22 protein-coding genes are annotated in these 22,922 nt (G+C 30.0%); all 22 read right to left on the bottom strand.

Annotated elements, in window-relative coordinates:
- Window positions 1-18 precede the first annotated feature (18 nt).
- The 22 genes from minC to polA all read right to left on the bottom strand — a co-directional run bounded on the left by minC (window position 19) and on the right by polA (window position 22,833).
- A complete protein-coding gene (gene minC, locus KGF52_RS08960) occupies window positions 19-702 on the bottom strand; it encodes a septum site-determining protein MinC (RefSeq protein ID WP_227434078.1) in 684 nt (227 codons plus the stop codon).
- Between the two features lie 98 nt (window positions 703-800).
- Window positions 801-3,779 (bottom strand): penicillin-binding transpeptidase domain-containing protein, encoded by a 2,979-nt coding sequence (locus tag KGF52_RS08955; protein WP_227827072.1) that lies wholly within the window; start codon window positions 3,777-3,779, stop codon window positions 801-803.
- Window positions 3,780-3,790: 11 nt separating this feature from the next.
- On the bottom strand, window positions 3,791-4,279 hold the full coding sequence (gene mreD / locus KGF52_RS08950; protein WP_227434076.1) for a rod shape-determining protein MreD: 489 nt from the start codon (window positions 4,277-4,279) through the stop codon (window positions 3,791-3,793).
- A gap of 15 nt (window positions 4,280-4,294) precedes the next feature.
- Window positions 4,295-5,188, bottom strand: a complete 894-nt coding sequence (mreC, locus tag KGF52_RS08945) for a rod shape-determining protein MreC (RefSeq protein WP_227827071.1) — start codon at window positions 5,186-5,188, stop codon at window positions 4,295-4,297.
- A 9-nt stretch (window positions 5,189-5,197) separates the two neighbouring features.
- Window positions 5,198-6,259: a rod shape-determining protein gene (locus KGF52_RS08940; RefSeq protein WP_285891643.1), complete on the bottom strand. Its 1,062-nt coding sequence runs from the start codon at window positions 6,257-6,259 to the stop codon at window positions 5,198-5,200.
- A 70-nt stretch (window positions 6,260-6,329) separates the two neighbouring features.
- Window positions 6,330-6,989 carry a RadC family protein gene (gene radC / locus KGF52_RS08935; RefSeq protein ID WP_227827470.1) on the bottom strand — a complete coding sequence of 220 codons (660 nt, stop codon included), beginning with the start codon at window positions 6,987-6,989 and terminating at the stop codon, window positions 6,330-6,332.
- A 44-nt stretch (window positions 6,990-7,033) separates the two neighbouring features.
- Window positions 7,034-7,618, bottom strand: a complete 585-nt coding sequence (locus KGF52_RS08930; protein ID WP_227839877.1) for a Maf family protein — start codon at window positions 7,616-7,618, stop codon at window positions 7,034-7,036.
- 219 nt (window positions 7,619-7,837) lie between these two features.
- A complete protein-coding gene (locus tag KGF52_RS08925; RefSeq protein WP_227827469.1) occupies window positions 7,838-8,809 on the bottom strand; it encodes an RnfABCDGE type electron transport complex subunit B in 972 nt (323 codons plus the stop codon).
- Between the two features lie 15 nt (window positions 8,810-8,824).
- Complete coding sequence (gene rsxA / locus KGF52_RS08920) at window positions 8,825-9,400, bottom strand: electron transport complex subunit RsxA (protein ID WP_054269663.1); 576 nt, start codon at window positions 9,398-9,400, stop codon at window positions 8,825-8,827.
- A 14-nt stretch (window positions 9,401-9,414) separates the two neighbouring features.
- A complete protein-coding gene (gene rsxE / locus KGF52_RS08915) occupies window positions 9,415-10,008 on the bottom strand; it encodes an electron transport complex subunit RsxE (protein WP_227827069.1) in 594 nt (197 codons plus the stop codon).
- Between the two features lie 12 nt (window positions 10,009-10,020).
- Window positions 10,021-10,590 carry an RnfABCDGE type electron transport complex subunit G gene (locus KGF52_RS08910; protein WP_227839875.1) on the bottom strand — a complete coding sequence of 190 codons (570 nt, stop codon included), beginning with the start codon at window positions 10,588-10,590 and terminating at the stop codon, window positions 10,021-10,023.
- Window positions 10,590-11,567 (bottom strand): RnfABCDGE type electron transport complex subunit D, encoded by a 978-nt coding sequence (locus KGF52_RS08905; RefSeq protein ID WP_227434071.1) that lies wholly within the window; start codon window positions 11,565-11,567, stop codon window positions 10,590-10,592. Before KGF52_RS08905 ends, KGF52_RS08910 begins: the two co-directional genes overlap by 1 nt.
- A gap of 22 nt (window positions 11,568-11,589) precedes the next feature.
- Window positions 11,590-12,927, bottom strand: coding sequence for an electron transport complex subunit RsxC (rsxC, locus tag KGF52_RS08900; RefSeq protein WP_227827067.1), 1,338 nt, complete (start codon window positions 12,925-12,927; stop codon window positions 11,590-11,592).
- A gap of 215 nt (window positions 12,928-13,142) precedes the next feature.
- Window positions 13,143-14,087 carry a hypothetical protein gene (locus KGF52_RS08895; protein WP_227839869.1) on the bottom strand — a complete coding sequence of 315 codons (945 nt, stop codon included), beginning with the start codon at window positions 14,085-14,087 and terminating at the stop codon, window positions 13,143-13,145.
- 109 nt (window positions 14,088-14,196) lie between these two features.
- Window positions 14,197-15,480 (bottom strand): C40 family peptidase, encoded by a 1,284-nt coding sequence (locus KGF52_RS08890; protein ID WP_227827065.1) that lies wholly within the window; start codon window positions 15,478-15,480, stop codon window positions 14,197-14,199.
- Between the two features lie 131 nt (window positions 15,481-15,611).
- A complete protein-coding gene (locus tag KGF52_RS08885) occupies window positions 15,612-15,983 on the bottom strand; it encodes a VOC family protein (protein ID WP_227434067.1) in 372 nt (123 codons plus the stop codon).
- Window positions 15,984-16,216: 233 nt separating this feature from the next.
- On the bottom strand, window positions 16,217-16,816 hold the full coding sequence (locus tag KGF52_RS08880) for a hypothetical protein (protein WP_227827063.1): 600 nt from the start codon (window positions 16,814-16,816) through the stop codon (window positions 16,217-16,219).
- Between the two features lie 201 nt (window positions 16,817-17,017).
- On the bottom strand, window positions 17,018-17,230 hold the full coding sequence (locus KGF52_RS08875) for a cation transporter (RefSeq protein WP_227839866.1): 213 nt from the start codon (window positions 17,228-17,230) through the stop codon (window positions 17,018-17,020).
- Between the two features lie 78 nt (window positions 17,231-17,308).
- Window positions 17,309-19,027 carry an ABC transporter substrate-binding protein gene (locus KGF52_RS08870; RefSeq protein ID WP_227839864.1) on the bottom strand — a complete coding sequence of 573 codons (1,719 nt, stop codon included), beginning with the start codon at window positions 19,025-19,027 and terminating at the stop codon, window positions 17,309-17,311.
- A complete protein-coding gene (locus KGF52_RS08865; protein ID WP_227839862.1) occupies window positions 19,027-19,581 on the bottom strand; it encodes a lytic transglycosylase domain-containing protein in 555 nt (184 codons plus the stop codon). The genes KGF52_RS08870 and KGF52_RS08865 overlap by 1 nt, the downstream gene beginning before the upstream one ends.
- A complete protein-coding gene (gene coaE, locus KGF52_RS08860) occupies window positions 19,574-20,176 on the bottom strand; it encodes a dephospho-CoA kinase (protein ID WP_227839855.1) in 603 nt (200 codons plus the stop codon). Before coaE ends, KGF52_RS08865 begins: the two co-directional genes overlap by 8 nt.
- An 8-nt stretch (window positions 20,177-20,184) precedes the next feature.
- Window positions 20,185-22,833, bottom strand: a complete 2,649-nt coding sequence (gene polA / locus KGF52_RS08855) for a DNA polymerase I (protein WP_227827059.1) — start codon at window positions 22,831-22,833, stop codon at window positions 20,185-20,187.
- Window positions 22,834-22,922: the final 89 nt, after the last annotated feature.

The following is a 22,922-nucleotide window of genomic DNA, read 5'->3' as shown; positions in this document are numbered from 1 at the left end:
TACCCCCTATTTTTCTTTCTATTTGTCCAACTTTGACAAATAGCTTTCGATTACAATTCTTCCATTACTCACAAAGGCTATTTCTGGGCTAATTTCTGATTCAATTTCATAATTTTCTTCATCATCTGGAGCTTCTGCAATATTATCTGCTATTTGCAATATTTTTGGATTAAGATTTCCAGCAACAACATAGGCAAACTCATTACCCTCTGAACCTGCATGCACAAAACCTTCTATTTTCCCCATTACAAAAACATTTCCTCCTGCTACAACCTTAGCACCAGCATTTATATCTCCCATAACAACTGTATTTGATTTTGAAATGACCTTTGAACCAGGTCTCATATCATTTAATATGACTACGTCACCTTCAAATTCAATATTTTCACCAGATCTTAGGGTATTGACATATTTTGTTTGAAAATTATTATTTTCTTCAATTTTTTGATCTTCAACAAATTCCACATCAAATCTAGAAGTAATTCCTTCTTTTAATTCTAGAATCTCCATGTCAGTTAAATAATCACTGTTAATTTTACTAATTTTAGCACCATTAAAAAAACCAACATATGCTTCCAATTTGTTTATTATATTTTCTTGTATTTCTTCAAATGGAGCTTCTCTTTTTATATTTACTATTATCCCTCTTTTATTACCCTTGAACTCTACTAGTTCTTGACTACAAATTTCTCTTAAAGACATAACAACCTCCAGAGTGATATATCATTTATATTCTTCAAATGCGCTTTAAACCCTTTTATTTTTTCTACATAAAGCTAAAGTTTATAAATGGATTTAGCTTATCTATTGATTTGTGACTCGAAATTTATATTTTCGTCAGAAGAATTATTAACATCATCCGTCTTGTTGTCTTTTTTGCCATTAGTTGGCTCTAATCCCATATATGTTCCAATAACTTCTCTAGTTGGTAAAAGTGAGAATACACTTGAATCTCCTTGAGGAATTACACATACAACAGCTATTTCTGGGTCATCTGCTGGTGCAAATGCAACAGTCCATGTAAAAGAACCATAATCTGCTTTAAACTTATCTATTTGGTCATCTGTTATTTTTGGATTTAATTCTTTTATAGCTTTTCTTAAATATGAAGAATTCACTTTATCAGTATCTTCTAATTTAACTTTTACTCCATCTTCTAATTCTTCTTCTAATTTCTTTCTTTCTTCGTCTTTTAAATCTTTATTTTCTAGTTTTTTCTTTATTTCTTTTTCTTTAGCTAATGAAAGTTCTTTTTCTTTTTCTGCCTTCATCTTATCAGCCATTTTAATTGCATCATTTAGATTAACATTATAAGATGACATATGACTCTTTAAATATTCATATTCATTATCTGTAGGTATTTTACCACTTTTCTCAGCTGTACCAGTCTTTGCTGCTACATCTATTGGGAAATCAGCAAAAGCACTTTTTGCTGTACCTTGTCTCGCAACCAATTTCATACCTTTTGTTAGTTCCTTTAGATTATCAGGATTTTTGAAAGCTATTTTTTCTACTTTCTTTTGGTCATTGATTTTTACTGATGAATAATCACTTGAAACAGCTCTATCAACTACAGATAATTCTACTAAATTACCTCCATTTGCTATAGCAGCTACGTATCTTGATATTTGAGCTGGTGTATAGGCATTTTCACCTTGCCCTATAGCTAAGTTGAATGTATCAGCAGTACTCCATTTTGCAAAGTTAAAGTAACTAAATACTGCCATATCTGCTACATCTTCCACTCTATTTTCTTTAACGTCCAATTTTTTCAATCTATTCATTGTTTCTACTCTACCAGGAGTTTTCTTTTCAGCTGCCCAACTTACAATTTCATCGATTCTTTTTTCGTATTCTTTAGGATTTTTATCTCTAGTTATATCAACAAAGTCATTGGCCATTTCTCTATCTAAAGCTGATTTTAACAATGCTTGTGTTGATTTTAATTTATCCTCTGTACTAGGCACCTTACCTGCTCTTTCTTCTACTTCGTCTTCAAGCCCAGTATTTTCATCTAATCCAAATAATTTTGCATACTCAAGTATCTTATTTGCATTCATATCTATGCCAATACTTTTTCCATCTGGCCATGTCTTACCTGTACCAATAGTTGCCATATATATATTACAAGACTCTTGTATAGCTTTATATAAATTTGTCATACCATGATTTCCTCTACCATGGTTCCACACATAGTCCCCAAATGATTTTTTCCCTAACATAATAACTCCAGGGTCATTTATAGTGAAATTTGGATTTAGGCCATTTTCTAAAGCTGCCATTGAAGTTACCATCTTAAATGAAGAACCTGGCTGGAATTCCCCTTGTGTAACTAAGTTTAATAGTGGACTTCCTGCTAGTAAGTCATTTGGATTCTTTGGTTGTAGTGCTTTATAGTCTTCTGTAGAAATACCCTTTGCAAATTTATTTGGGTCATAGTCAGGATAACTTGATGAAGCTAAAACTTCTCCATTTTTAACATCAATAGCTATAAGAGCTGCTGATTGTGCCTTTCCTGCATATGCACTAATTGGCTTATCCCCAAACTTACTTTTAAAAGTACCTCCTTTTGAAGCAACTTCTATTATCTGTTTCAATGCATTATCTGAAACCTCTTGTAAATCTTTATCTAATGTAAGGTATACAGTATCTCCTGATTTAGGTTTTTTAGATTCAATCTCTTTACTGATTCTACCCAATGCATCAACTTTAACCATTTTATAACCATCAGTTCCTCTTAGCTTGCTTTCATTACTTTTTTCTACTCCTGCAAGACCTACCATATCTCCTGTTTTATATCCTTTTTGTAGATATGATTCTATTTGAGTTGATGGCATTTTTCCTACATACCCTAACATATGTGAAGCTAAAGTTCCATTAGGATAATATCTCACTGGTTCAACTGCTACTGAAACACCAACAAGGTCCATAGCACTTTCTTCAATCTGTGCAATGGTAGTTTCTCCTACATCTTTTGCAATTGTTACTGGATTATATTGAGAATATCCTTTTGATTTTATTAAGTCTCTTACAACCATTATTTTTCTTGCATCTTCATTACTTAAACTTTTATCAATCTTAAATGCATCACTATTTCTTACTTTTTCAAACGCTTTTTCAGCACTTAAATTAGTCTCTTTTATTTTATAACTGGCCAACCAATCTCTCTTATCTCTCTCTGCTGTAAACATCCATTTACTAACTAAAATAGGAGGATAGTATCCATTTTCATTTAGTTTTGCTTGTAATTTTGTTGCATCTAGCCTTTTATCTTCTTGAGACAAGATTCCTGCTGATATAAGTTTATCTACCAAGTAATAAAAACTCTCTTTAGCATTATAATCACTTGGTATTCCATTTTCTGATTTATATTCTCTAATCTCTCTGTCATATGTATAATAGTACTTTCCATTTTCTACATATATAGGAAATTCATCTACATATTCTTCACCATTTTTCTCAAGTAAATTTATAAGCTTCAATGATATTTCATTTGCTCTTGAACGCTTATTAGCATCTTTTTTATTAATATCGTTACCTGAAACCTGAACCGTAAATAAATTTTTATTTCCTGCTAGCAATCTTCCATATCTGTCTTTTATTTCTCCTCTTGGAGCTTCTATTGCCAATTTTTTATATGTTTTATTTTCAGCTAACTCATTGTAGTATTCATATTTAAATGTAGTCATGTAGACTATTTTTACTAAAATAGCTAAAAATATCAAACTTATGACTATTTTCATTATTTTCAATCTATCAACTTGTTTATTTTCTTCCATGAAATCACCAACTAATCTTCTTTAAGTTTTAAAACTGCTCTTTTAGACAAGCGATATATTATTAAACCAATTAAACTATTCACTATTGGTGCTACTAGTAGACCCTTTACTAAAAGTGTTGATATGCTATAGCTTTGATAGATTATACTAGATGTACCTATATTGACAATTGAATCAATTAAACTTCCTATTAAAACCAAAACGAAAGTAATAATATAGCTACCTTTATATAGTTGATCCCTCATGTGCCCAATCGCATATGCAATAACAAACAAAACTAATGCATTTACACCAAGAATTCCACCAATGGTTATGTCCTTAATAAGCCCTATTATGGCTGCTATAATTCCACCCTCTAATTCATCCAAATAAAGAGAAATTATAGTCACATATATAAGAACTAAATTAAAGCTTATACCAAAAATATTTATATAATTTGTTATACTATTCTCTATAGTCATAACCACAATACCCAATAGACAAAGTAAAACTTTTTTCATTGTTTTTTATCCCCTTTATCCTATATTTCTTGGTTCTATGACTACAACGTCATCTATATTCTTAAAATCAACATAAGGTTTTACAACTACATATTTTAGTGATTTATCTTTATCATCAATTACCTTTTCAACCTCACCAATTGGTATGCCTTCTGGGAAAAATCCAAGACCAGATGTTGTTACTATATCTCCTTGAATTACATTATATGATGAATCAAACATATAACCTTGTAAGTAGCCTTTACTATTATAACTATCCTTATTGTCTAAAGTAGTATTTTGAGTAATCGCGCCTTTAGCACTAGCATTTTTTGCTAATTTAAAACTTACAGATGATTTAGAATCTAATAGTGAAATTGCCTTACTATAATCGTTAGAAACTTCATAAACTATACCAACTAGACCACTGCCATTCATAACTATACTTTCTTTTTTTACACCTGAATTTTTTCCCGCACCTATTATAAAACTCTCATACCAATTTCCATCATTTTTACCTACAACACTTGTAGAGATACTTGTTGCTTTATATTTTTCCTCTACAAAGTTAAGTGTCTTCTTTAATTCTTCTAATGATTCTGTCTTATCTAATTTGGTATTCAAGGCTATAACATCTTTTTTAAGTTTTTCATTTTCTGATTCTAATTTTTTTACCTTCTCAGAGTTATCTCTATAATTTAAGATATCTTTAAAACCATTTTTTATAAATGAAAATCCATCATTTACTCCTTTTCCTACACTTGTAATAGCATCTGATGCTATTCCTAAATTTACTGGGCTTCCATTTGAAAACTTACCAATTGATATACCCACAATTCCAATTAAAGTGATAGCAACTACGCCCGTTGCTATCACTTTAACATTAATCCTTTTTTTCTCATTTTTATTCTTGTCAAATCTCAAGGCCATCACCAACTTCTAATTTTTAGCATTCATCATTAATACTTTTTCAAAAATTTCTTGGTCTTCAACAGATTTTCCTGTTCCAAGTGCAACACAATCAAGAGGAGCTTCTGCTATTTGAACAGACATTCCTGTCTCTTGTGTAATAAGTTTATCAAGGCCTCTAAGCATAGCTCCCCCTCCTGTTAGCATTATTCCGTTTTCCATTATGTCTGATGCTAATTCTGGTGGAGTTTTTTCTAATGTAGATTTTATAGCATCTACTATTGAACTCACAGGCTCTTTTAATGCTTCTCTAACTTCTGTAGAACATATTTCTATTGTTTTAGGTAATCCTGATATTAAATCTCTACCTCTTATTTGCATATTTATTTCTTCATCATCTTTAAATGTAGATCCTATGCTAATCTTAACATTTTCAGCAGTTCTTTCACCTATCATAAGATTATATTCTTTTTTTACATAGGCAACTATAGACTCATCAAATTCGTCTCCACCAATTCTTATAGATTTAGCAGTAACAATTCCTCCTAGAGATATTACAGCTATTTCTGAAGTACCTCCACCGATATCAACTACCATATTACCTTCTGGTTCTTCAACCTTTAATCCAGCTCCTATAGCCGCTGCCATTGGTTCTTCTATAAGGAACGCATCTTTAGCACCAGCTTGTCTTGCAGCTTCTTCTATAGCTCTCTTTTCAACTTCTGTAACTCCAAAAGGAACACATATAGCTATTCTTGGACTTACAACACCTTTTTTGTCAGCTGCTTTTTGTATAAAGTAACTAATCATTGATTGAGTTATATCAAAGTCAGCTATTACTCCATCTTTCATTGGTCTTATAGCCACTATATTTCCTGGTGTTCTACCTATCATTTTTTTAGCTTCTTCACCTACTGCTAAAACTTCTTTACTGTCATCTCTTATTGCAACAACTGAGGGTTCTCTAACAACAATACCTTGTCCTTTTATGTAAACTAATGTATTTGCAGTCCCTAAATCTATTCCCATATCCTTTGTCATCTTGTTAAAACTAAAAAAACCTCTTTTTTCTTTCTTTTTTTCCTTAGCCATGATTTTACTCCTTCCTACTAATTAAGAATCATGTTTAAAACATTCTCCTACTATTTTATCACATATAAAGTCAAATTATCATATTTTCTTTAAAGCTAAAGTATAATCCATCTCCAATTATTATATGGTCAATTATTTCAATCCCAATTATTTCTCCACATTTAATAAGTCTGGATGTAATATTTTTATCTTCCTTTGATGGTTCTACACTTCCTGAGGGGTGATTATGCATCACTATTATTTTACTTGCACTTCTCTTTATAGCTTCTTTAAAAACTTCTCTAGGATGGACTAATGATGAGTTTAAAGTCCCTACAGATACATCTACATCAGATATTATCTCATTTTTTGTATTTAAAAGAACTGCCTTAAAAACCTCTTTTTTCAAATACCTCAGACTATTCATATAATATTTATGTATATCCCAAGGATTTTTTATTTTATACTTCATAGGTTTAAAACTAGCTACTCTAAAGCCTAGTTCTAAAGCTGCTTTAATTTGGGCTGATTTTGACAATCCAATTCCATCTATATTACACAGCTCCTCTATTGTCATTTCTTCTAAATGTCTAATACCCTGAATATCTCTATTTATTATATAGTTAGCTAACTCGATGGCGTTTTTATGTTTGTTGCCAGTTCTTAAAAGTATAGCCAACAATTCAGCATTTGATAAGCTTTTTACTCCTTCAGCAAGCATCTTTTCTCTGGGTCTTTCCTCTAGTGCCATTTCTTTTACCTTAATGGTTGAATTAAATGACTTTTTCAGATAAATCACACTCCATAAAAAAGATTTATATTAAAATGTTCCTTTAGCAAGTCACCTAACCTTGAAATTGGAAGTCCAACTATATTAAAATAATCTCCTCTAATTTCTTCAACTAGCAAGGCTCCATATCCTTGTATTCCATAAGCTCCTGCTTTGTCAAATGACTCTTTAGTTTTCAGATAATCCTCAATATCTTTTTCTGATAACGTTTTAAATTTTACATCGCTGATTACATAGTCAATTATTTTTTTATCTCTGCACAAGTTTATTAAGCTAATACCTGTTATGACTTGATGCTCTCTTCCAGATAGTCTCCTTAGCATGTCTCTTGCACAAGACTCATCTTTAGGCTTTCCTAAAATAGCATTATCTAAAACAACAACAGTATCAGCTCCAATAACAACATCTTCATTATGTTTAGATGCTACAGACATACTTTTTTCAAAAGCTAATCTCATAACTAAATGTTTTGGTGCTTCACCTTCCAATATAATCTCATCAATTTCACTTTTAATTATATCAAATCTTACATTTGTATTCTCTAGAATTTCTTTCCTTCTTGGAGAGGCTGATGCCAAGATTATATTCATTTATTCACCTCATTTGTACGTAATTTGTACCTATTTAGTCTATCACTATATTGTAAAAAATTCAACAGAAATGTCGAACCTTTTTTGTTACACTATTGTTATATTTATTACCAATAAAATAAATATACATAAAATAGAGGTATGGAAATTATTCCATACCTCTGTTTTATGTACTCATTAGAGATATGGAAATTATTCCATATCTTTATTTTGTCCATATTACAAAATTTTAATAGCTTTCTTTGGACATTTTTCCATACATAAATGGCATCCTACACATTTGTCTGCATCTACCTTATGTTTTTCTTTTAATTCACCTTCTATTGCATCAAACTTACATTGTTTTTTGCACACTGTACATCCTACACAAAGTTCTTGGTCAATAGTAACTTTCTTTCTCTTAGCTATATCACCTGAAATTACTTTTGTAGGGCATTTTTCTACACATTGCATACAACCTACACACTTGCTAGGGTCTATTTTAGCTATTTTGTTTTCAAATATTATTGCATCAAATTGACAAGCTTTTACACACATTCCGCAACCAATACATCCAGCAGTACATTTTTCTTTAACAGCTTTACCAAATTCTTTGCTATTACATTCTACAACTATTGATTGGCTTTCTGGTTTTGTAATTATTATACCCTTAGGGCATGCTTCTTTACATTTTCCACAGTTAACACATTTTTCTTCATCTATTACTGCTACTCCATCAACTATAGAAATAGCATCAAATTTACAAACAGTCTTACATGTTCCAAGACCTAAACATCCAAACTTACACATTTTAGCTCCTGAATTTAAAACATTTGCTGCTCTACAATCAGATATTCCTTCATACACGTATTTATCTTTTGCGCTTGAACAAGTTCCTTTACAAATAACTTTTGCTACTTGTTTTTCACCTGCTTCAGCACTTACTCCCATTATTTCTCCAACTTTTACACCAACATCTGCTCCACCTACAGGACAACCATTAACTGGTGCTTTTCCTTCAACTATTGCACTTGCAAGACCTCCACATCCTGGAAATCCACAACCACCACAGTTAGCACCTGGAAGTACTCCTAGTATAGCTTCCACTCTTTCGTCTACTTCTACAGCAAACTTTTTAGAAGCAAAATCTAATACTATCCCGAAGATTAAGCCCATAATTCCTAAAACTACTACAGCCGTAAGTATCACTATTTTCACCCCTCTTTTTTATAGCTTTATAAGTCCTGTAAATCCTAAGAAAGCTATTGACATTAAACTTGCTGATATAAGTGTTATAGGGAAACCTTTAAACGCTTCTGGTATATCAGCTAATTCTAGTCTTTCTCTTATACCTGCGAATATTACTATTGCTAAAGTAAATCCTGCTCCTGCTCCAAATCCGTTTATTATTGTTTCTACTAAGTTATAACTTTTTTGAACATTAACTAGAGCTATACCAAGAACTGCACAGTTTGTAGTTATAAGAGGTAAGTAAACTCCTAATGCTTGATATAAAGATGGACTCATCTTTTGAATTACCATTTCAACGAACTGAACTATAGAAGCTATAACTAAAATAAAAGCTATTGTTTGTAAAAATTCAGTTCCAGTCTTTACTAATAAAATTTGTATAAAATAAGTTATAATTGAAGCTAGAGTTAGAACGAATGTAACTGCAACTCCCATCCCTACTGCTGTATCAACTTTCTTAGAAACTCCTAAGAAAGGACATATACCCAAGAACTGAGATGTTATAACGTTATTAACAAGAACGATACTTAAAAATAAAAGTATTAAATTCATTTATTACACCTCCACTACGCTTTTTTACTTCTTAATTTATTAAATCCTGCAAATAAGAATCCTAATGTTAAGAATGCACCTGGTGGTAATATAAATATTAATACTGGTTGGAAAGATGCTCCAAATAAAGTCATTCCAAATAAACTACCATTTCCAAGTAATTCTCTAACTGCACCTATTATTGTAAGTGCAACAGTAAATCCAAGACCTTGACCTACACCATCAACAATTGAAGCTAGTGGACCAGTTTTAAAAGCAAAACTTTCTGCACGAGCTAGTATTAAACAGTTAACAACTATTAATGGTATATATATACCAAGAGCCTTATCAAGAGCAGGAACATATGCTTTTAAAACCATTCCTACTATTGTAACAAATGTAGCTATAATTACTACAAATATAGGTATTCTTATCTTATCTGGTGTAATTTTTCTTATTAAAGATATAACTAGATTTGCACATATTAAAACTGCTGCTGTTGAAAGACCCATACCAATTCCATTTATTGCTGAAGTTGTAACGGCTAGTGTTGGACACATACCTATAACTTGCACAAATGTTGGGTTCTCATCTATTAGCCCATTTTTAAATACTTTAGCTAAATTCATAATTAACCCTCCTTATTTATTAAGAGCACTATTGAAAACATCTATCGCAGCATTTACTCCTGTAGTAACTGCTGTAGATGTAATAGTTGCACCTGATATTGCTAATATTTGATTCTCTGCTGTTGTACTTCCTTTTGCTACTTCAAGAGGTTCAGCAGTTTTTCCTTTGTATTGACCTTTAAATGCATCATCCTTAGCTTTTGCTCCAAGTCCTGCTGTTTCTGTCATATTACCAATATCAACACCTGTAACTTGGCCATCAGCTGATATACCTACCATAACTTCAATTTCTCCACCATATCCACTTGGTTTAGCTTTTAAAGTATATCCTACTACCTCAGAACCATCTAATCCTTCATATACCTCAGCTATAAGACCATCTCCAAGGTCTTTATAAGTACTTTCCTTCATTTCCTTAAACTCTTTTGCTTCTGGAAGTACTGCTTTTCTAAGTTCATTGTTTGCTTGTATGTTTCTTTGTTCTATTACTGGAGCTGTAACTTGATTTGTAGCTCCAAGTGCTAATGAGGCTATTGCACTTATAGCAAGTAAAGTTCCACCTAGTCTTACCATACTATTCATTATTTAGCCACCTCCCCAAACACTCTGTTTCTAACAAACTTATCTATAAGTGGTGCAAGACAGTTTACTAGTAGTATTGAGTAAGATACACCTTCTGGATATCCACCATACATTCTTATAACAGTTGTTATAAGACCTGCTAATACAGCATATATGATTTGACCTTTTTTAGTCATAGGCGAAGTTGTATAATCCGTAAGCATGAAGAATCCACCTAACATAAGGCCTCCAGCAAACAGTTGATATATTGCAAAATTTATATTAAATCCACCTAAAAGGAATGTTAATATAAATACAGTTGCTATGTAAAATACTGGGATAACATAATTTATTATGCCTTTATACATTAGGTATACTCCACCTAATAATAATAATATTGCTGATGTTTCACCTATACATCCACCAATATTACCAATCATCATATCAGCAAGGCTGATTCCATTACTAGAAAGGTCAGCTAATCCTGCTGCTCCATTTTTCAAAAAACTTAATGGTGTTGCTGTAGTAACTGCATCTAAATTTTTACCTATCCAATTAACACCTGGTTGAGTCCAAGCAGTCATTGCTACTGGAAATGATGCTAATAAAAATGCTCTTGCAGCAAGTGCTGGATTGACAAAGTTACATCCAATTCCACCAAATACCATTTTAACTACTAATATTGCAAATATTCCTCCTACTAGACACATCCACCAAGGAAGTGATGCTGGTACGTTAAATGCTAATAATAATCCTGTTACAACAGCTGAAAAATCTCCTATAGTACTTTTATGCTTCATAAGTTTTTGATATAAAAATTCAGTACCTACTGTACCAAGTATACAAAAAAACATAGCACTCAATGCATTAAGTCTAAAGAAGTATACTCCTGCTACTGCTGCTGGAAGGAGTGCTATAATAACTTGTTTCATTATATATGAAGTATCTTCATTACTTCTCACATGAGGAGAAGATGATACTATCAACTTATTTTCCATCGTTTTTCCCCCTTAACTTTCTTTATTTCTGAGCAGCTTGCTTTCTTCTCTTTGCTCCTATTTCTCTTTTTGCTGATCTTATAGATTGAAGTAATGGTCTTCTTGCTGGACAAATAAATGAACAAGACCCACATTCTATACAATCCATAGCTCTATGATATTCAGCTGTGTCATAATCTTCCTTCAAAGAATATGCACTTATGAAAAGTGGTTGTAAGAATGATGGACATACATCTGTACATCTTCCACATCTTAAACAATTTTGAACATCTGGTGTACGTGATTCTTCTTCATCTAAACATAAAATTCCTGAAGAACCTTTATTAGTTGCTATTTCAATAGTATATTGAGTCATACCCATCATAGGTCCACCCATTATAACTTTACCAACTTTTTTACCTTCTTTAAAACCACCACATTGGTCTATTATTTCTGAAACTAATGTACCAACTTTTGTTATTAGGTTTTTAGGTTCTTTGATACAACTACCTGTTATTGTAGTAATTCTTTCTACCAAAGGCATCCCTGTTTTAATAGATTTAGCTATTTGAGCTGCTGTGGCAACGTTGTCAACAACTGCACCTGCTGCTATTGGCAATCCGCCTGATGGAACTTCCTTACCTGTACACGCATAAATAAGTTGTTTTTCTGCTCCTTGTGGATATTTCACTTGAAGGCCAACAACTTCGATTTCACTATAATCTTTAGCTACATTTTGAATTGCTTCTATAGCATCTGGTTTATTTGTTTCAATTCCTATAAATCCTTTTTTAACATCTAATACTTTCATTAATGCTCTTAAACCAAATACAACATCTTCTGGGTTTTCCACCATTAATCTGTGGTCTGCAGTTAAATATGGCTCACATTCTGCCCCATTTAATATAACTACTTCTGCTTTACTATCTGGTGGAGGAGATACTTTTACATGGTTAGGGAATGTAGCTCCACCCATACCTACTATTCCTGCCTCTTTTATGATACCTACTATGTCTTCTTTGCTCAAATCCTCTAACTGACCTTTTGGTTGAACACTTTCATGTAATTCTTCCTTGAAGTCATTTTCTATAACTACACATTGAGCTGAACCACCTGGTACTTCATGTTGTTCAATAGCAATAACTTTACCTGATACTGAAGAATGAACGTTACATGAAACGAAACCTTGCTGTTCACCTATTTTTTGCCCAAACTTTACTTCATCACCAACTTCAACAATAGGTTTAGCTGGTGCCCCTATATGTTGTTGAAGAGGAATGTAAACTATCTTTGGAGCTTGAGCTTTTTCAAGTGCCTTTGTGTTAGAGTACTCTTTTCTATATGGAGGATGTATCCCTCCCTTAAAAGTTAAGAGTTTCATTGTTTTACCCCCTTATCTATAAAAAAACATTTTTTCTGCCTTCTATAAGTATACTATATATATTAAAAAATCTTAACAATTGTTAAAAAAATATCCCTATTTTTATAATTTATTTTATAAATCAATGCCTCTTTATTAAGTTAAAACGAGGAAAAGGATTGTCTTATTAAACAATCCTTTTCCTATAGCTTTCTAAAGTCTAAATTTTCTGTATTTTATTTTATAGAATTTATAAACAAAGAATACTCTTGCATAGATGATAAAAGTAGACTTTTACTTACACTATATTTTTCTTCATTTGCTGCTTTTGAGGCAGTATCAATTTTTTCGTTTATGTTGTTTACATAACCAATTAAATTATCTTTAAATAAACGCATTTCAGAATAATCAATCTTTTCCGCTTCTTTTGATATATTTTGTGATATTGCCTTTCTATTTGTCAAAATAGTATTATATTTTTCCATATCTACATTATTTTCATCATTCGACCAAAAACTTGATTCTTCTTTAAAGTTTGTTATTAATTTATTTAACTCTTTTGATATACTATCTATATAAGCATAATTGCTTGTATATTCTAAAGATAGCATAGGTGCATCTAAATGAGATAAAAACGCATCTGGAAATACTTTTCTTATAGAACTCATATGTTTTCTAACTTCATTTTCATCAAAAGAAGAGTATGTTTGTATTTTTTTTACTCCATCTTTCTCCATAACTGAAAAAGGTATATCGCTACTAACTAATGATGTTTGTATTTTTTTCAAATCATCATCATTATCTATTGCAGCAACTTGGATAGTATATATATCCCATCCTTCAATAGTAGCTAATTTTACCTCTTCTGGTTCCTTGGTATTATTTACTGCTTTTTCTGAATTATTATTTTGATTATCCTTTGAATTGGTTTGCGATTTAGATTTTTTTCCATTTTTTATGGCATTTAATTCATCAGATATATCTTTATAAGTTATATCTGATGAACTATTTAGAAATGGTATTTTAGCTGATATATACTCTAACATCTTGCTATCTTTTATTTTTGTATAAGAATAATAGCCAATTAGACATAAACAAGCAATAGTTATTATATACTTACGCACATCTATCTTATGTCTATTATTATTAAATCCTCTGTATATCGTCTTTCTTCTATTCATTAGTTTGTCCCCTCCCAAAATTATATTATTAATAAAGTATATTTTTAAGAGTCTCAATTTATGAATAGAAAACTTATTTATTTTAATTTTTTAATAAAAATTATATCTACTAAGCGAATCTTCTTGCTCCAAGTAATGCTTTAGACCAATATGAAGTAGTCAAATTGTCCACTTTAACCTTATTAGGATTAGTTTGAGTTCCACTACAATGTATAAACTTACTATTGCCTACATATATACCTACATGGTTCGTTGCTCCATCTCCATCAGTATCAAAGTAAACTAAATCTCCTGGTGCATAGTTACCCATAGAAACTGCACTTCCAAATTGAGCTTGCTCTCTAGAAACTCTTGGGATAGAAAGTCCAACTGAGTGTTTAAAAACATACTGTGTAAATCCAGAACAATCAAACTTATCTGGACCTGAGGCCCCCCATTGATATGGTATTCCAATAAGGGTATATGCAAAGTCTACTACTTTTGAACCATTCACAGTCGATTTATCTGAATTTCCAATAGATGAAGAGTTTGAATTACTATTAGATTGGGAATTACTATTAGACGATGAACTAGAGTTTTCTTTTAATCCTTCATTAGTCTCAGAAATATAACTAGAACTTACCCATCCAGTTGTCCCATTTGATAATTTCACTTTATACCATCCATTATTTTTGGCTTTTAGCTCAACAACATCTCCACCACTTAATTTTCCTATTACAGAATAGCTTGTCCCAGGGCCACTTCTTACATTTAAACTTACAGTGGATGTTACTTTCCCCTTCTTGCCTTCAAGCGATACTTCACTAGATTGATTTTTATCAGTGTCGTTATTATTGTTATTAGTATTACTTGAATTAGAATTATTTGTTCCAACATCTTCTGATGTTTTTGAGATATACTGACTACTAGCCCATCCAGTAACTCCATTTGATAGTTTTATTTTATACCATCCATTACTTTGTTCTAATAGCTTTACTACATCTCCATTATTTGCTTTACCAACTAATGAATAGTTTGTACCTGCACCACTTCTTATATTTAATCTAGAACTGACATTTACTTTTCCATTCCCACTAATAGATGTTCCACTTGATGTTGAATTATTTTGGTTTGAAGTACTTCCAGATGAACCACTCGTTGATATGTATTTTGCACTTCCCCAGCCAACAACAGAACTTGATACTCTTACTTTATACCATCCATTAGATTTTTCTAAAATTTCTACAGTTTTTCCCTTGTATAACTTTGCTACTTTGTCACAATCAGCACTTGGCCCGCTTCTTATATTTAAAGCACTAGCTGTCACAACTCCCTTTTCAAGGGCACTTGCATGTATAGAACTAACAGATACTGCTACTGCTCCAATCCCTAAAGCCGTTATAGCTTTCTTCACTACTATCACTCCCCCCAACATATTTTTATAATCATAAAGTCATACCACTATTATCCATTTTTAAGAACTATATTTTAATGATAACTTATTCTATTATTAATTGTAAAGAAATTATAATTATATTCTTAAAATTAATGATTCTTAGGAAGTATTTCAATCCAATAATTATCTGGGTCCGCTATAAAATAAATTCCCATACTTTCATTTTCAAAACATATACAATCTAAGTCTTTATGAAGTTTTTTTGCCTCATCAAACTCTTCAACTTCTAAAGCCAAATGGAACTCATTATCCCCTAAATTATATGGTCTATCCCAATCTCTAAGCCAAGTTAACTCTAATGTATGGCTAGTAATCCCATCTCCTAAATAAACTAGTATAAAACTTCCATCTTCTGCTTCTTTACGTTTTACTTCTTTTAGACCTAAAGCTTTATCATAAAAATTCAAACTTTTTTCTAAGTTAGTAACATTAAAATTATTATGGCAAAAACTAAACTTCATTTTGAAATCACTCTCCAATTTTTACTTTTTTTATATTATATCATTATTATAACTTTATTTAAATCAAATTAAGTTAAAAATTTGAATAATGCTGTGTAATACCTAAGTAGCATTAAATTATTTAAAAGAATATGTCAAAAAAAGAATAAGTTCTATTAAACACATGAAAAAATTGTACTCAAGTTATCTTGATTGTGTAAAATAATAGAACTTATTTTTTAAAATTTTTATATTTAATTTTTAATTTTTTCTTTTATAATATAGTTTATTACTTTTTTTCTAATATCTTCAGCACTATAATCTTCCTCTATTTCTATATCCAAAAGTTTTGCTATTGATTTCATATCTTCTCTAGTTTTTGACCTATAGCTTGATATCAATTCATCTTTTATTTTCTCAGGTTCTAAAAGATATTCTTCATCTCCTCTTTTGAAAGTAACGTATTTTTGAGCATATGAATTTCTATTATAGTATATATACCTTGATATTTTTCTTAAAATCTGATTATATGAAAGTCGCTTATTAACATTAAGCTTTAAGTACTCTGAAAAAGCAAATAGCTCTTTTTTTGATTTAAATAATGTTTCTTTTTTGATGGTTCTTGATATCGAAGTTACACTTTCTTGATATGCACACTTTTTTAACATTTTTAAATATACTCTATTAAGACCAATACTTTGATTGAATTTTTTTATATTATTATTAATAACTTTATCCAAATTACCTTCAAAGTATTTTTTTGCTCCTTTTTGTGATACATAACTCTCAAGTTCTTTGTGGGCCATATCAAGTATCATTTTTTTTAAATCTTCTTTATATCCTCTAGACTCCATGATACTCCCTCCCTTAGCTATTTATAGTATATTCAAAAAGTTTAAGAAATGTGAATCTTTCTCGAAATTTTTTACTTTTTATGTATATATTAATTTAAAAGGGGAGATAATAGTAATGTAAAATCAAACATACTCAATCTCCCCCATTTTTAGACCTCTATTACTCCCCCAATAGAGGTCTTTTTTTATTTTATTATTTTTTTATTCAATTCCTTTTAATTCAAAACCTAACTCTGCTATTACTTCTTTTAACTTATCAACTGACACATCATCTTTCATGTCTACAGATGCACATTTATTTTCTAAATCTACATCTAAAACTTCAACATCATCTATATCTTCTGTTAATGCAGTTTTAAGATGATTTACACAGTGTCCACAACTCATACCTTCTACTAATAGTTTCTTTTTCATATCAATTACCTCCTTATACCCTATAAGGGTATTTTATCATACAGTTTAAATTTTTTAAATATAAATTAATCATTTAATTTATTTTGATTCATTTGAGCTTATATCTAAGTTAGAGATTCCCTCATATACATCAAATTCATTTGGAGTAATTTTTCCTTTTAGTCTACTATTGCTTACAATATAGTTGTTTCTAATAGCTAAACTGATAAATGTTACATTGTCTCTAACATACTTCTGTACAACTTTATATGCTTTCTTTGTTTCAATTTCAGATGCAGAACTTGTCAGTGCAGACATATATCCATTTAACTTATCATCAGTATATCCACTGCTTGCTATTATACTACTTACATCTGGTACGCTCGATAAATTCCACCCTACCAATGCTAAATCGTAATTTTTAGAATTAAGCACACTTTCCATTTCTTTATCTGATAACTGATTTATTGTATTGTTTATTCCTATAGCTTTTAGGTTTTCACTTATTATATGTGATGTTTTTAGCCTCTCACTATTATCTTTATTTACTATTATTTTTAAATTCATTTCAGAAAGTCTTTTCTTTACTTCATCTTTTTCTTTATTTTTTTTATCTTCAGCTTCTTTTTTTACTCTCTCAGCTTCTTCTTGTTCAGCCTTTTTTTGTTCTTCAGCAGTAAGTTTTTTTGTATTTTTTTTAGTTGATTTTTTTTGTTTTTTATCTACTTTATCATTTTTTGTATTCACTGCATTTATATTTGCATATTCTATTTTATTAAGATACTCAATTGCTTTATCTTTATTGTATTCTAAATCTTTCACATCACTACTATAATATTTTGATTTTGAGTTAAGTGGAAAATTAACAGGAGTTGCATCATCCATATAACCTTCACTAATAATTCTATTTTTATTTATAGAATGTGCAATTGCTTTTCTAAAATTGACATCCTTAAAAAAAGAATTATTGTAATTAAATAATACACATTCATAATCTCTACCTTGATATTTTGTTATATTAAACTCTTTTTCTTGAAATTTGCTCAAATCATTCAGTGTAACATTTGTTATATCACTATCAAGAGCCATAACCATAGATGTTCTAGCATCTTCATTAGGAACCATTCCCACTTTTACATTTTTCATAGCTTTAGGAACTTCTTCATAGTAATCCTTGTTCACAGATAAAATCATTCCTTCTCTTTCTGTATATGATTCTATTTTATATTTCCCATTTCCTATCATATTATTATTTTTGTCATTTACATCTTTTGAATCTAAATGATTTTGAGATACTATTGGAAAAATTAAACTATCAATAGAAAAAGCATATTTAGCTTTAAATTTTATTGTAAAATCTTTATCTGATTTAATATTTACAGAAGCTATATTTTTTGTAAATTCATTATATGGACTTTCTGCACTTTTTTGAATTAAACCAATTGTATAGTTTACATCATTTGAAGTAACAGCTTTCCCATCATGCCATTTTGCATCATTTAGCTTTATATCTATACTCATTCCATCTTGAGCTATATTGTACTCCTTCACTAATTGAGGAGTTACATTATAGTTTTCATCTATTGTAAACAAACCATCATAGATTAAGTTCATTATGTAGCCAACAGACTTATCAGTATTTGTTATAGGGTTTATAGTCTTAGGAGTCACCATCGTTAAGTTTATATATTTGGCATCTATAGAGCTTTGACTTTTAATACTTGATTCGCTACTACTTTGTTTTGTTTTTGTATTACTACAACCAACTATCATAAGAGTTATAGCTAAAATTATTGTTAAGATTTTTATTTTCTTCATTAGTTTTTCCCCTTCTCGCCATATATCTTATTATAATTTTTATAATTATTTTTTACTTTTTCTACATACTTTGAAGTTTGTTCAAAAGGTATATCATGTAGATTCTTTCCATCTTTACTATATTCGTTATTTTCTAACCATTTCTTTACATTACCTGAACCACCATTATATGCAGCTATTACTAAATCCAATGAACCAAATTCTTTATATAATTTATTTAAATACCAACAACCAATTCTTATGTTAGTTTCTGGGTCAAAAATATCGATATTTTCTAGATTCAGTTCTTCCGCTCCCCAATCTCTAGTTATGTCTAGTATTTGCATTAACCCTTTGGCCTCTTTTTTTGAAACAGCAGAACTATTAAACTTACTTTCTGCCTTTATGACACTGTAAACTATATTTTCATCTAAATTAAATTCTTTAGAATATTTTTCTACATACTCTGAGTATTTTTTAGGATACAAAAACTTATGTATTATTTTACTTTCCATTAATAGTGCCCCAAATAAGATTATAAAAATAGATAGAATCAATACTTTCTTATTATTCACGCCAATTCTCCTTCATGTATTCAATAAATTTGTATACTTTATTCTCTAATTCAGTTATTGTTCCCGAATTATCTATTATATAATCACCATATTTGGATTTTTCTTCCTGACTCATTTGTGAATTTATTCTGCTAAGTGCTTCTTGTTTACTACAATTATCTCTCTTTTGTATTCGGCTAATTTGTACTTCTTGTTTACAAGTAACCACTAATAGCTTATCTACTATTTCCAAAAATCCACTTTCTACTAATATTGCTGCATCTAATATTACTATCTTTTCGCCTTTTTTTCTGGCTTCTTCTATATCACTTATTATTTTTTCTCTTATTATTGGATGTGTCAGATTATTTAACTCATTAAGTTTTTCTTCGTCATTAAAAACTATTTTCCCAAGAGCTTTTCTATCTAAAGTCCCATCATCCTTTTTTATATTTCGACCAAAATGTTTAAATACTGCTTCTAATAACAACTTATCATCAAATATTTGTCTAGATATAATATCTGCATCCACTATAATAATGTTAAATTTTCTAAATATATTTGATAGGCTGCTTTTTCCACAGCCTATTCCTCCTGTAAGTCCTAATATCAACATAAAATCACCTACTTTGTCTCATACCACGAACTACCAACATTTAAATCTACATCTAAGTGAACATCCATATTTACAGCATTTTCCATTTCATCTTTTACAATTTTTTTAACTATATCTATTTCATCGTCAATTGCTTCAACTATCAATTCATCATGAACTTGTAGTATAAGTTTTGATTTCAAATTATTTTCTTCTAACTTTTTGTGAACATTTATCATAGCAATCTTTATTATATCTGCTGCACTTCCTTGTATTGGTGCATTCATTGCAAATCTCTTCCCTCTATTTCGCTCCATAAAATTGCTAGACTTTATTTCTGGTATATATCTCCTTCTGTTTAAGATAGTCACAGCATAACCATCTTCACTAGCCTTTTCTACTGTAGTGTCCATAAACTCTTTTATCTTATGATATTTAGCAAAATAACTTTCTATATACTCTTTTGCTTTTGGAACAGGTATATTTAAATCATCCGCCAATCCAAAATCACTTTTACCATATATAATACCAAAGTTTACTGCCTTAGCTGCACCTCTTAGCTCACTAGTTACATCTTCCATAGAAACATTAAAAACTTGTGAAGCTGTTTTAGTATGAATATCTTCATTATGTTTGAATGCTTCTATCATATTTTCATCTTGACTCATATGTGCAAGAACTCTAAGTTCTACTTGTGAGTAATCGGCATCAACTAGCTTACAATTTTCATCTGCAATAAACACCTTTCTTATTTTTCTACCCATTTCCATTTTTATAGGTATATTTTGAAGATTTGGTTCTGTAGATGAAATTCTTCCAGTAGTTGTTATAGTTTGATTAAATGATGAATGAATTCTATTACTTTCTGGATTTATTATGTTTAGAAGACCTTCAACATAAGTAGAGTTCAGCTTTACTATTTGTCTATACTCAGTTATTTTATCGATTATTGGATGTTTATCCCTTAATTTTTCTAAAACATCTGCATTAGTTGAGTATCCAGTCTTAGTTTTTTTGATTATTGGAAGTTCTAATTTTTCAAACAATATAACACCTAATTGTTTTGGTGAATTTATATTAAATGGCTCTCCTGATAATTCATAGATTTCCTTTTCTAGTGTAGAAATTATTTCTTTAAACTCAATGCTTAGGTCATCTAATATACTCTTATCTACTTTTATACCTTCATACTCCATATGTCCTAAAACTTCCACTAAAGGCATTTCTACATGATAAAAAAGACCATCCATACTCATATCGATTAAACTTCTTTCCATCATAGGAATTGTTTCTTTAACTGTGCATATTATTTGCCCCATATACTCAGCTAACTCTTCAAATTCTAAATCTTCGTAGTTCTTAGATTTAACACCTTTACCTAGTAATTCTTCTTTTGATTTAACTTTTTTTGATAAGTATTTCATAGCTATAGCACTACAGTCATATGAGGTAGATGAAGTAGAATCTATTAAATACTCAGCTATTGTTATATCAAAATTTATATTTTCCAAGTTTATATTATATGGCTTTAAAGATATATAATCATCCTTTAAATTATATCCAAATTTCTTGATTTCTTTATTTGAAAGTATACCATCTAATTTTGTCATCTCATCTGAATCTATATAATATATTTTTTCTCCATCTACACTTATAAAGATATATATTATATTTTTTTCAAGTATATTACCTTGTCCTCTAACAGTTTTTAAAATAACTTGTCCTTTTTTATTTACTTCGTCTATAAATTTATCTATATCTTTTAATTTTAATATTTCTATTTTTTCTTCTACTTGTTCAGTATCATCTGAGTCAACCAAATCAACTAATCTTGATAAAAGACTTGTAAATCCAAAATATCTAAACTTATCTAAAAGTTCATCTTTATCATAATCGCCAAAAATCATACTATCTAAATTTACTTCTATTGGTACATCCCTTATAATTGTTGCAAGCCTTTTACTTTGAATGGCTATTTCTTTATTTTCTTCTATCTTCTTTTTTACACTTCCTTTAAGTTTATCTGTATTTTCTATTAAATTCTCTATGCTAGAAAACTCTTTTATAAGTTTTATTCCTGTTTTTTCTCCTATTCCAGGTACTCCTGGTATGTTATCTGACTTATCTCCCATAAGCCCTTTTAAGTCAATAAACTGAGTTGGAGTCATTTCATATTTTTCAATTACAGAGTTAAAATCATATTCTTCAACTTCTCCTACACCCTTTTTTGTTATAAGAGTAGTAGTCTTATCTGAAGCAAGTTGAATGGCATCTTTATCTCCAGTTACTATGTATACCTTATATCCATTATCCTCTGCTTTTTTAGAAACAGTTCCTATAATATCATCAGCTTCATAACCATCTATTTCTAATCTATTTATTTTAAATTTATCTAAAAGGTCTTTTAGTGGCTGTAATTGCTCCGCTAATTCATCTGGCATTCCCTTTCTTCCTGCTTTATACTCTTTATACTCTAAGTGTCTAAATGTAGGTGCTTTTCTATCAAAAGCTACACTTATATGTGTTGGTTTATATATATCTATTATTTTAAACAACATTGTCGTAAATCCGTATATAGCATTAGTTTTTAAGCCTTCTTTATTATTCATTTCTGGCAAAGCATAAAACGCTCTATTTATTATTGAATTTCCATCTATTATAATTAATTTTTTTTCCAAATTATATCACTCCTAAAGATTCTCTATTTTTGTAACATATATATTATATACCAATATGCTATTATTTAATATTCCCATAATAATAATAG

The organism is Clostridioides sp. ZZV15-6597, from assembly GCF_020657815.1.
Taxonomy (GTDB): Bacteria; Bacillota; Clostridia; order Peptostreptococcales; family Peptostreptococcaceae; genus Clostridioides.
The sequence above is the reverse complement of the archived record's forward strand: the minus strand, read 5'-3'. Positions and strand labels throughout refer to the sequence as shown.